General features: G+C 67.7%; 12 protein-coding genes and 1 pseudogene. 12 read left to right on the forward strand and 1 reads right to left on the reverse strand.

What is annotated here, in order from left to right:
* Positions 1-243 (reverse strand): annotated as a pseudogene (locus Y887_RS21130) (hypothetical protein); the annotation flags it as partial.
* Between Y887_RS21130 and fliE the strand changes: the two are divergent.
* The 12 genes from fliE to fliP all read left to right on the forward strand — a co-directional run bounded on the left by fliE (position 242) and on the right by fliP (position 10,407).
* Positions 242-613, forward strand: a complete 372-nt coding sequence (gene fliE, locus Y887_RS17330; RefSeq protein WP_046965533.1) for a flagellar hook-basal body complex protein FliE — start codon at positions 242-244, stop codon at positions 611-613. The pseudogene Y887_RS21130 and the gene fliE overlap by 2 nt on opposite strands.
* A gap of 13 nt (positions 614-626) precedes the next feature.
* Positions 627-2,360, forward strand: a complete 1,734-nt coding sequence (gene fliF / locus Y887_RS17335) for a flagellar basal-body MS-ring/collar protein FliF (RefSeq protein WP_046965534.1) — start codon at positions 627-629, stop codon at positions 2,358-2,360.
* Between the two features lie 10 nt (positions 2,361-2,370).
* Entirely contained in the window at positions 2,371-3,360 is a 990-nt protein-coding gene (gene fliG / locus Y887_RS17340) for a flagellar motor switch protein FliG (RefSeq protein ID WP_046965535.1), read from the forward strand.
* Positions 3,357-3,977, forward strand: a complete 621-nt coding sequence (locus Y887_RS17345; protein WP_046965536.1) for a FliH/SctL family protein — start codon at positions 3,357-3,359, stop codon at positions 3,975-3,977. The genes fliG and Y887_RS17345 overlap by 4 nt, the downstream gene beginning before the upstream one ends.
* Positions 3,974-5,350, forward strand: coding sequence for a flagellar protein export ATPase FliI (fliI, locus tag Y887_RS17350; RefSeq protein WP_046965537.1), 1,377 nt, complete (start codon positions 3,974-3,976; stop codon positions 5,348-5,350). Before Y887_RS17345 ends, fliI begins: the two co-directional genes overlap by 4 nt.
* A 3-nt stretch (positions 5,351-5,353) precedes the next feature.
* Positions 5,354-5,809, forward strand: coding sequence for a flagellar export protein FliJ (fliJ, locus tag Y887_RS17355; RefSeq protein ID WP_046965538.1), 456 nt, complete (start codon positions 5,354-5,356; stop codon positions 5,807-5,809).
* Positions 5,806-7,086 carry a flagellar hook-length control protein FliK gene (locus Y887_RS17360; RefSeq protein WP_046965539.1) on the forward strand — a complete coding sequence of 427 codons (1,281 nt, stop codon included), beginning with the start codon at positions 5,806-5,808 and terminating at the stop codon, positions 7,084-7,086. The genes fliJ and Y887_RS17360 overlap by 4 nt, the downstream gene beginning before the upstream one ends.
* Positions 7,087-7,251: 165 nt before the next feature.
* Positions 7,252-7,794 carry a flagellar basal body-associated FliL family protein gene (locus Y887_RS17365; RefSeq protein ID WP_181113355.1) on the forward strand — a complete coding sequence of 181 codons (543 nt, stop codon included), beginning with the start codon at positions 7,252-7,254 and terminating at the stop codon, positions 7,792-7,794.
* Positions 7,795-7,804: 10 nt separating this feature from the next.
* Positions 7,805-8,818, forward strand: coding sequence for a flagellar motor switch protein FliM (fliM, locus tag Y887_RS17370; RefSeq protein WP_046965540.1), 1,014 nt, complete (start codon positions 7,805-7,807; stop codon positions 8,816-8,818).
* Complete coding sequence (gene fliN, locus Y887_RS17375) at positions 8,815-9,153, forward strand: flagellar motor switch protein FliN (protein ID WP_046965541.1); 339 nt, start codon at positions 8,815-8,817, stop codon at positions 9,151-9,153. The genes fliM and fliN overlap by 4 nt, the downstream gene beginning before the upstream one ends.
* Positions 9,150-9,557, forward strand: a complete 408-nt coding sequence (gene fliO / locus Y887_RS17380) for a flagellar biosynthetic protein FliO (RefSeq protein ID WP_046965542.1) — start codon at positions 9,150-9,152, stop codon at positions 9,555-9,557. The genes fliN and fliO overlap by 4 nt, the downstream gene beginning before the upstream one ends.
* 1 nt (position 9,558) lies before the next feature.
* A complete protein-coding gene (gene fliP / locus Y887_RS17385; protein WP_046965543.1) occupies positions 9,559-10,407 on the forward strand; it encodes a flagellar type III secretion system pore protein FliP in 849 nt (282 codons plus the stop codon).
* The last annotated feature ends 144 nt before the right edge of the window (positions 10,408-10,551 follow it).

The following is a 10,551-nucleotide window of genomic DNA, read 5'->3' on the forward strand; positions in this document are numbered from 1 at the left end:
TCCCGCCAGCGGGAGAAGGGAAAGCCTGGCTGCGCGCGACTGGTCGGTTGCACTGCAACTGATCGCCCACCGGTTCCCTTCCCCCGCTTGCGGGGGAAGGTGCCCGAAGGGCGGATGGGGGCGATATCGCTGCAACACCCGCGCCGACAGCCGCGACAGGAATGTCCCGGTGCCGGAATCCCGGCGCGATTTCGGCACGCCGCTTGCATTGGTGTGGATGCCTCCCTGGCTGACCGCACCCATGAGCGACTCCGTTACCTCGATTCTTTCGCAGATCCGCAGCTACCAGACGCAGATGGGCCAAGGCCCGATGGGTGCGGTGGGCGATGCGGCGCGCGGCAATCAGATCCAGGGACTGGCGGGCGCACAGGGAACGCCGGCCACCCAGGCGCCCAGCTTCAGCGAGACCTTGCGCGGCGCCATCGGTGGCGTCAACGAGGCCCAGCAAAAGGCCGGCGCGCTGGCCAAGGCATTCGAAATGGGCGACCCCAGTGCCGATCTGGCACGGGTCATGGTCGCCTCCCAGCAATCCCAGGTGGCCTTCCGCGCCACCGTGGAAGTCCGCAACCGTCTCGTCCAGGCTTACCAGGACGTCATGAACATGCCGCTGTAAAGGTTGACGACACATGGCTCTCGCGATCAGCAAAGAAAACATGAACCAGAACGCCGAAAAGGCGGGCCAGTGGTTCGACCGTGTCCGCAGCCTGCAGATCACCCGCAAGCTGACGATGATGGCGATGATCGCCCTGGCGGTGGGTGCTGGCCTGGCAGTGTTCTTCTGGTCGCAGAAACCCGGCTACCAGTCGCTGTACACCGGCCTGGACGACAAGGGCAATGCCGAGGCCGCCGACCTGCTGCGCACCGCACAGATCCCCTACAAGATCGACCAGAACACCGGCGCCATCTCGGTACCGCAGGACCGCCTGTACGACGCGCGCCTGAAGCTGGCCGGCTCCGGCCTGACCGGCAAGGAAACCGGCGGCGGCTTCGAATTGATGGAAAAGGACCCCGGCTTCGGGGTCAGCCAGTTCGTGGAGAGCGCCCGCTACCAGCACGCGCTGGAAACCGAACTCTCGCGCACCATCAGTACCCTGCGCCCGGTGCGCGAGGCACGCGTGCATCTGGCCATTCCCAAGCCCAGCGCGTTTACCCGTCAGCGCGATGTGGCCAGCGCCTCGGTGGTGCTGGAGCTGCGCGGCGGCCAGGGCCTGGAGCGCAACCAGGTCGACGCCATCGTCAACCTGGTGGCGTCCAGCATCCCGGACATGACCCCCGAGCGGGTCACCGTGGTCGACCAGAGCGGCCGCATGCTCTCCATCGCCGATCCCAACAGCGATGCCGCCCAGCATGCCGCCCAGTTCGAGCAGGTGCGCCGCCAGGAAAGCTCCTACAACCAGCGCATCCGCGAACTGCTGGAACCGATGACCGGCCCGGGCCGGGTCAATCCGGAAGTCAGCGTGGACATGGACTTCTCGGTGGTCGAAGAAGCCCGCGAACTCTATAACGGCGAGCCGGCCAAGCTGCGCAGCGAGCAGGTCAGCGACACCAGCACCAGCGCCACCGGCCCGCAGGGTCCTCCGGGCGCGACCAGCAACAGCCCCGGCCAGCCGCCGGCTCCGGCCGTCGCCGGTGCGCCAGGCGCGCCGGGCACTCCGGCCGCCGCCAACGGCCAGGCCGCGGCTCCTGCCGCGCCGACCGAGACGTCCAAGAGCGCCACCCGCAATTACGAATTGGACCGGACCTTGCAACACACCCGTCAGCCGGCCGGCCGCATCAAGCGGGTGTCGGTGGCGGTGCTGCTGGACAACGTCCCGCGCCCCGGTGCCAAGGGCAAGATGGTCGAGCAGCCGCTCACCGCCGCCGAGCTCACCCGCATCGAGGGCCTGGTCAAGCAGGCGGTGGGCTTCGACGCGGCACGTGGCGACACGGTGTCGGTGATGAATGCCCCGTTTGTGCGGGAAGCGGTTGCGGGCGAGGAAGGCCCCAAGTGGTGGGAAGACCCGCGCGTGCAGAACGGTCTGCGCCTGCTGGTCGGTGCGGTGGTGGTGCTGGCGCTGCTGTTCGGCGTGGTGCGCCCCACCCTGCGCCAGCTCACCGGCGTGACCGCCATCAAGGAAAAGCAGCGCAATGGCGGCAACGATGGCACTCCGCAGAGCGCCGACGTGCGGATGGTCGACGACGAGGAGTCGCTGCTGCCCCACATGGGCGAGGACACCGCCAGCATCGGGCAGGAACGCAAGACCCCGATCGCCCTGCCGGATGCCTACGAAGAGCGCATGCGCGTCGCACGCGAAGCAGTCAAAGCCGATTCAAAACGTGTCGCACAAGTCGTAAAGGGATGGGTCGCCAGTGAAGCCTGATACACCACCGATGACCGGCGTACAACGCGCTGCCGTGCTGTTGCTGTCGCTTGGGGAAAGCGACGCCGCCGAAGTGCTCAAGCACATGGACCCCAAGGAGGTGCAGAAGATCGGCATCGCCATGGCCACCATGACCGGCATCTCGCGCGACCAGGTCGAAAAGGTCATGGACGAGTTCAACGGCGAACTGGCCGGCAAGACCTCGCTGGGCGTGGGCGCCGACGACTACATCCGCAACGTGCTGATCCAGGCGCTGGGTGCCGACAAGGCCGGCGGCCTGATCGACCGCATCCTGCTGGGCCGCAACACCACCGGCCTGGACACCCTGAAGTGGATGGACCCGCGCGCGGTCGCCGACCTGGTGCGCAACGAACACCCGCAGATCATCGCCATCGTCATGGCGCATCTGGACAGCGACCAGGCGGCCGAATCGCTGAAGAACCTGCCCGAGCGCACCCGCGCCGACGTGCTGCTGCGTATCGCCACCCTGGACGGCATCCCGCCCAACGCGTTGAGCGAGCTCAACGACATCATGGAGCGTCAATTCGCCGGCAACCAGAACCTGAAGTCGTCCAATGTGGGCGGCATCAAGGTGGCGGCCAACATCCTCAACTTCCTGGACACCGGCGCCGACCAAGGCGTGCTGGGCGAGATCAGCAAGATCGACGCCGACCTGGCCACCAAGATCCAGGACCTGATGTTCGTGTTCGACAACCTGGTGGACCTGGACGACCGTGGCCTGCAGACGCTGCTGCGCGAAGTCTCCGGCGAGCGCCTGGGACTGGCGCTGCGCGGCGCCGACACCAAGGTGCGCGAAAAGATCACCCGCAACATGTCCCAGCGTGCTGCCGAAATCCTGATCGAGGACATGGAAGCGCGCGGCCCGGTGCGCCTGGCCGACGTGGAAGCGGCGCAGAAGGAAATCCTCACCATCGTCCGCCGCCTGGCTGACGAAGGCGCCATCAGCCTCGGCGGTGCCGGTGCGGAGGCCATGGTATGAACGACGTGGTCACCCGCTGGCTGGCCCCCGACCTGCACATGGCCCTGGCCGCGCCGGAACCGGAGTTCGACGAACCGGCCATCTATGAGCCGGTGCTGCGTCCGCCGACCCTGGAAGAGATCCAGGCCATCGAAGACGCCGCCCAGCAGGAAGGCTTTGCCCGCGGGCATGCCGAAGGCTTTGCCCAGGGCCAGTCCGAAGTGCGCCGGTTGACCGCGCAGATCGACGGCATCCTGGACAACTTCACCCGTCCGTTGGCGCGGCTGGAAAACGAGGTGGTCGGCGCGCTCGGCGAATTGGCCGTGCGCATCGCCGGCCAGTTGGTCGGGCGTGCTTACCAGGTCGAACCGCAGCTGCTGGCCGACCTGGTCGGCGAGGCCGTGGATGCGGTCGGCGGCGCCGGCCGCGAGGTCGAAGTACGGCTGCACCCGGACGACATCACCGCGCTGCTGCCGCATCTGGCGCCCAGCAGCACCACCCGCGTGGCCCCGGACCTGAGCCTGAGCCGCGGCGACCTGCGCGTGCACGCCGAGAGCGTGCGCGTGGACGGCACCTTGGACGCGCGCCTGCGGGCCGCGCTGGAGACGGTCATGCGCAAATCCGGAGCGGGCCTGTGAGCGCCCTGTTCGGCGCCACCCCGGCCGATTGGCTGGATGCACGCAACCTGCGCCTGGCCACCCGGCTGGGCACGCTTGGCCTGGAGCCCACCGCCGGACGCACCCTGATCCGCGAAGGCATCCTGCGCCGCGCCGTGGGCCTGACCCTGGAGGCGACCGGCTGCGAAGCGCCGATGGGCGCCACCTGCAAGGTCGAAGTCGATGGCGGCTGGGTCGATGCCGAAGTGGTCGGCTTTGCCGGCGAGCGGACCTATCTGATGCCCAGCGCCGAACTGCACGGGCTGCTGCCCAACGCCCGCGTGGTGCCCTCGCGGCGCCGCGGCGGCGTGGAAGTGGGCGAAGGCCTGCTCGGCCGCGTCATCGACAGCGATGGCACCCCGCTGGACGGCAAGGGCCCGATCCGCGGCGAAGGCAGCGTCAGCATGGCCGGCATGTCGATCAACCCGCTGGCGCGCGAACCCATCACCACCTCGCTGGATGTAGGCGTGCGCGCAATCAATGCCATGCTGCCGATCGGCCGGGGTCAGCGCGTAGGCCTGTTCGCCGGCTCCGGTGTCGGTAAATCGACCCTGCTGGGCATGATGACCCGCTTCACCTCGGCCGACGTCATCGTGGTCGGGCTGATCGGCGAACGTGGCCGCGAAGTGCGCGATTTCGTCGAGACCACCCTGGGCGAGGAAGGCCTGCGCCGCGCCGTGGTGGTCGCCGCCCCGGCCGACCGACCGCCGCTGGCGCGCCTGCATGGCGCCTACCGCGCCACTGCCATTGCCGAATGGTTCCGCGACCAGGGCTTGAACGTGTTGTTGCTGATGGACTCGCTGACCCGCTTCGCCCAGGCGCAGCGCGAGATCGGCCTGTCGGTCGGCGAGCCGCCCACCACCCGCGGCTACCCGCCGTCGGTGTTCGCCAAATTGCCGGCGCTGGTGGAACGTGCCGGCAACGGCGCCAAGGGCCGCGGCTCGATCACCGCCTTCTACACCGTGCTGACCGAAGGCGACGACCCGCAGGACCCGATCGCCGACGCCGCCCGCGCCATCCTGGACGGCCATATTCTGTTGTCGCGTCGGGTTGCCGACAGCGGCCTGTATCCGGCCATCGACCTGGAATCCTCGGTCAGCCGCGTGGTGCAGGACATCGCCGACGACACCTGGCGCCTGCGCATCCGCAAGCTCAAGCGCCTGCTCTCTGCCTACACCGCCAACCGCGACCTGATCGCCATCGGTGCCTACCAGCGCGGCAGCGACCCGGCCACCGACGAAGCATTGGCGCGCTGGCCGGAGATCGTCGAATTCCTTGGCCAGGACGTCCACAAGGCCTCGCTGCTGAGCGACAGCCTGTCCGCGCTGCAGCAACTGGTGGAACCCGAGAATTAATCCATGATGCAGTCCAAGCGAATCGATCCCCTGCTGCGGCGGGCACAGGAACAGGAAGACAAGGTCGCCCGCGACCTGGCCGAGCGCCAGCGCGTGTTGGAGACCCATCAGTCGCGCCTGGAAGAACTGCGCCGCTACGCCGAGGAATACGCCAACAGCCACATGGCCGGCACCAGCGCAGTGGCGCTGAGCAACCGCCGCGCCTTTCTGGACCGGCTCGACAGCGCCGTGCTGCAGCAGGCCCAGACCGTGGAAAGCAACATCGCCAAGGTCGAAGCCGAGCGCACCCGCCTGCTGCTGGCCAGCCGCGAAAAGCAGGTGCTGGAGCAGCTGGCCGCCAGCTACCGCGCCCAGGAAAACAAGGTGATCGAACGTCGCGACCAGCGCGAGATGGACGATCTGGGCGCACGCCGCTCGCGCCTGGCGCGGGCCGAAGATACTCACGGAGAATCCGCATGAACCCCCTGTCCGCGTTTGCCGCCGGCCTTGGCGCGCTTGCCAGCACCGGCAAGAAGTCCAGCTACAGCGATCCCTCGTCCGAGCAGGACCCGGCGCAGGACCAGTTCGCGCGCATGCTCAATCCGGCCAACACGCCCAACCACGCCCCACAGCAGGCGCCCGAGCGCGTGCCGGCCAAGCAGCCTGCCGCCAAATCCAGCCAGCCCGACAACAACCGCGCCGACGACGAGCAAGGCGATGATGCGCCAGGCGACGCGACCAAGCGCCCGCGCGCCCAGGAAGGCGATGCCAAGTCCGCGCAGCCTGCCAAGGAACCGGCAGCCAAGGACGGCAGCGCCACCACCGCGACCGGCAAGCGCGCAACCGCCAGCAAGGGCAGCAAGGACGCCCCCACCGATGAAGCCTCGCCCACCGAGGCCGGCTGGCCGCCGGCGGGCCTGGGCGGTTTCGGCATGAGCCTGCTGGCTCAGGCGGTACCGGGCGGCGATGCGCTTGCCGCCGCTGCCGCAGCGCTCGCCGCCAGTGTGGCCAATGCGGCCGGCGCTACGCCGACCGCGACGGCACTGACGACCGACGCCACCGCCCCCACAGCCGCTGCTGCCGCAACCGCCACCACTGCCCTGCCCGCCCTGGGTGCGCTCGCGCCGGCTGCCGCCGCAGGCGCCAAACCCACCTCGACCACTGCGGTGAGCGGCGATGCGCAGGCCGCCGCGCTGATGAGCATGGCGGTCAAGGCACTGGACCCGGCCGACGACACCGCCGCAGCGGATGCGCCGGAGGCACCGGCCTTCGTGTTGCCGACCGCCGCGCCCACGCTCACCCGCCTGCAGGACCCGGCACCGATCTTCGCCGCCTCGCCCACCCCGACCCCGGAGATGGGCAGCGACACCTTCGACGATGCCATCGGCGCCCGCCTGAGCTGGCTGGCCGACCAGAAGATCGGCCACGCACACATCAAGGTCACCCCGAACGAGATGGGCCCGGTCGAAGTGCGGCTGCACCTGGATGGCGACAAGGTCAACGCCAGCTTCACCGCCGCCAACGCCGATACCCGTCAGGCGCTGGAACAGAGCCTGCCGCGCCTGCGCGAAATGCTCGGCCAGAACGGTTTCCAGCTCGGCCAGGCCGATGTGGGCAAGCAACAGCAGCAAGGCCAGACCGGCAACGGCAACCGCGGTGGGCGCGATGGCACCGGTCTCACCCTGGACGACAGCCCGCCCGTCGGAATTCCGTCGGTGGTGTTACGCCAGCGTGGATTGCTGGACGCCTACGCCTGAGCCGCCGCGCCGGGACCGCCCGGCGCGATGCAAAACCCCGGCGCGCGCTGATCTCGCCAATCCCCTCACCCCTGCGCAGCGCAAGGCTTGCGGGGGTTTTCGCGCAGGCGCCAACGTGGCGCCAGGAATCCGTCGCGGTTTTGGCATGCCGATTGCATCCGTTGGGTGAGCATTCCCCTGGAGCAGAACGTGGCAGCGGCCAAGAAACCTGAAAAGACCGAAGAGAAAGAAGAGAAGAAGAAAGGCGGCAAGAAGCCTCTTCTGCTGATCGCCATCGGCGTGGTCGTGCTGGCAGCGGCCGGCGGCGGCGCGTGGTTCTTCCTCGGCCACAAAGGCGATGAGAAAGGCGGCAAGCACGCCGCGCCCAAGGTGGCCGAAGTGCCCAAGCCCGCGCAGTACTTCCCGATGGACCCGGCGATCGTGGTCAACCTGACCGACCCCGGCGACGGCCCGCAGTACCTGCAGGTCGAAGTGCAGCTGGTCACCCGCGACCCGGAAGAACTCAAGCTCATCACCGAAAACGCGCCGGCCATCCGCGCGCACCTGTTGATGCTGCTGTCGCAGACCAAGGCCAGCGACGTGGCCGATCTGGCCGGCAAGCAGAAACTGCAGAAGGCGGCACTGACCGAAGCGCAAAAGGTCATGACCAGCGAAACCGGCAAGAAGTGCATCGAAGAACTGCTGTTCACCAGTTTCGTTACCCAGTAAGGCCTGCCCCATGAGCGTCAGCGATCTGCTTTCCCAGGACGAAATCGATGCCTTGCTGCATGGCGTGGATTCCGGTGCGGTCAACACCGAGCCGGAGCCGCTGCCCGGCGAAGCGCGGCAATACGATCTGTCCAGCCAGGACCGCATCATCCGTGGCCGCATGCCGACCCTGGAGATGGTCAACGAGCGCTTTGCGCGGCTGTGGCGCATCGGTCTGTTCAACCTGATCCGGCGCTCTGCCGACCTGTCGGTGCGTGGCATCGACCTGGTCAAGTTCAACGAGTACATGCACTCGCTGTACGTGCCGACCAACCTCAACCTGATCCGCTTCAAGCCGCTGCGCGGCACCGGCCTGATCGTGTTCGAACCCACCCTGGTGTTTACCGTGGTGGACAACTTCTTCGGTGGCGATGGCCGCTTCCACACCCGCATCGAAGGCCGCGAATTCACCGCCACCGAGATGCGCGTGATCCAGCTGATGCTCAAGCAGACCTTTGCCGATCTGAAGGAAGCCTGGGCGCCGGTGATGGAGGTGGACTTCGAGTACATCAACTCGGAGATCAATCCGCACTTCGCCAACATCGTCACCCCGCGCGAGTACGTGGTGGTGTGCCGCTTCCATGTGGAGCTGGAAGGCGGCGGCGGCGAGATCCACATCACCCTGCCGTATTCGATGCTGGAGCCGATCCGCGAACTGCTCGATGCCGGCATCCAGAGCGACCGCAACGACCGCGACGACTCCTGGAACGTGATGCTGCGCGAGCAGCTCAACACCGCCGAGGTGACGCTGTCGAGCGTACTGGCCAGCAAGCGCATGAGCCTGCGCCAGCTCACCGGCCTGAAGGTCGGCGACATCCTGCCGATCGATCTGCCCGCGCAGGTACCGCTGTGCGTGGAAGACATTCCCATGTTCACCGGCGAATTCGGCGTCTCCAACGGCAACAACGCCGTGAAGATCACCGCCGTCCGCCCGCCCGGCGTGCAAGCCCCGCGTGCCGTTCCATCCCAGGACCCCAGCAAATGATCAACTCCGACATCCTCGACGCCGCGCCCGCCACCTTCGACAACCTGCAGGCCGAGCACGACCAGAACGCCACCGACCTCAACCTGGACGTCATCCTGGACGTGCCGGTGACGCTGTCGCTGGAAGTGGGCCGCGCCCGCATCCCGATCCGCAACCTGCTGCAGCTCAACCAGGGCTCGGTGGTGGAGCTGGAACGCGGCGCCGGCGAACCGCTGGACGTCTACGTCAACGGCACCTTGATCGCGCATGGCGAAGTGGTGGTGATCAACGACCGCTTCGGCATCCGCCTGACCGACGTGGTCAGCCCCAGCGAACGGATCCGGAGGCTGCGGTGATCGGCCTGCTGGCTGCCGCCGCGCCGGTCGCGGCCAAGGCCATCCAGGTCGGCGCGCAGGCGCCGTCCTCGCCCAGCCTGTTTGGCGCGGTCTTTGCATTGCTGTTGGTGCTCGCGCTGATCGTCGGCCTGGGCTGGTTGCTCAAGCGCATGCCCGGCAGCGGTTTTCGCAACAGCGAGGGCCTGCGCGTGGTGACCAGCCTGGCGGTGGGCGCCAAGGAACGCGTGGTGGTGGTGGAGGTCAACGGCCAGCAGTTGCTGCTGGGCGTCACCGCCGGCGGCATCAGCACCCTGCACACCTTGCCCGAACCGCTGCCGCCAACGCCCGCGCCCACCCTGCCCAATTTCAAGCAACTCCCCAATTTCGCCCAGCTGCTCGCTCAGAAGCTGCGCAAGGACCCGTGACATGTTCAGTCGTTGGAATCGCTGGGGGCGCAGCCTGCGCCTGGTCTTGATCCTGCTGGTGATGAGCTGCCCGCTGCTGGCCGCCGCAACGCCGGCCGCATTGCCGTCGATGGCGCAGGCCGCCGCCCCCGCTGCCGCACCGGCGCCGGCGGTGCCGCCCGGCTCCAACCAGTTGCCGAACCTGCCCAACGTGAGCGTCGGCCGCATCGGCGACCAGCCGGTGAGCCTGCCGCTGCAGACCCTGCTGCTGATGACGGCGATCACCCTGCTGCCGTCGATGCTGCTGGTGCTGACCGCCTTTACCCGCATCACCATCGTGCTGGGCCTGCTGCGCCAGGCGCTGGGCACCGGCCAGACCCCGTCCAACCAGGTGCTGCTGGGCCTGGCGATGTTCCTGACCGCGCTGGTGATGATGCCGGTGTGGCAAAAGATGTGGGGCGCCGGCCTGCAGCCGTACCTCAACAACCAGATCGATTTCTCCACCGCCTGGACGCTGACCACCCAGCCGCTGCGCGCCTTCATGCTGGCGCAGATTCGCGAAACGGATCTGATGACCTTCGCGGGCATGGCCGGCGACGGCAAGTACGCCGGTCCGGACGCGGTGCCGTTCCCGGTGTTGGTCGCCTCGTTCGTGACCAGCGAGCTGAAGACGGCGTTCGAGATCGGGTTCCTGATCTTCATTCCGTTCGTGATCATCGATCTGGTGGTGGCGAGCGTGCTGATGTCGATGGGCATGATGATGCTGTCGCCGATGCTGATCTCCGCGCCGTTCAAGATCCTGTTGTTCATCCTGGTGGATGGGTGGGTGCTGGTGGTGGGCACGCTGGCGGCGAGCTTCAACGCGTCGTAGCCGAAGACGATGCCGCCGCTTGGCATCGTCGTTGCTCTGCCGTTGTCTGTGTCTTTGCCGTTGCAGTTGCAGTTGCAGTTGCCGTGGCCGTGGCCGTTGTAGTTGCTTTGGCTATTGCTTCCGGGGCCCCATACCGCAGCGGCA

The organism is Xanthomonas pisi DSM 18956 (genome assembly GCF_001010415.1).
GTDB lineage: Bacteria > Pseudomonadota > Gammaproteobacteria > Xanthomonadales > Xanthomonadaceae > Xanthomonas > Xanthomonas pisi.

Excerpts from the sequence above, each read along its gene's own strand:
- fliP (WP_046965543.1), top strand. The coding sequence starts at position 9,559 with ATGTTCAGTCGTTGGAATCGCTGGGGGCGCAGCCTGCGCCTGGTCTTG.
- fliF (WP_046965534.1), top strand. The coding sequence starts at position 627 with ATGGCTCTCGCGATCAGCAAAGAAAACATGAACCAGAACGCCGAAAAG.
- Y887_RS17345 (WP_046965536.1), top strand. The coding sequence starts at position 3,357 with ATGAACGACGTGGTCACCCGCTGGCTGGCCCCCGACCTGCACATGGCC.
- fliE (WP_046965533.1), top strand. The coding sequence starts at position 242 with ATGAGCGACTCCGTTACCTCGATTCTTTCGCAGATCCGCAGCTACCAG.
- fliJ (WP_046965538.1), top strand. The coding sequence starts at position 5,354 with ATGATGCAGTCCAAGCGAATCGATCCCCTGCTGCGGCGGGCACAGGAA.
- fliG (WP_046965535.1), top strand. The coding sequence starts at position 2,371 with ATGACCGGCGTACAACGCGCTGCCGTGCTGTTGCTGTCGCTTGGGGAA.
- fliM (WP_046965540.1), top strand. The coding sequence starts at position 7,805 with ATGAGCGTCAGCGATCTGCTTTCCCAGGACGAAATCGATGCCTTGCTG.
- fliN (WP_046965541.1), top strand. The coding sequence starts at position 8,815 with ATGATCAACTCCGACATCCTCGACGCCGCGCCCGCCACCTTCGACAAC.
- Y887_RS17360 (WP_046965539.1), top strand. The coding sequence starts at position 5,806 with ATGAACCCCCTGTCCGCGTTTGCCGCCGGCCTTGGCGCGCTTGCCAGC.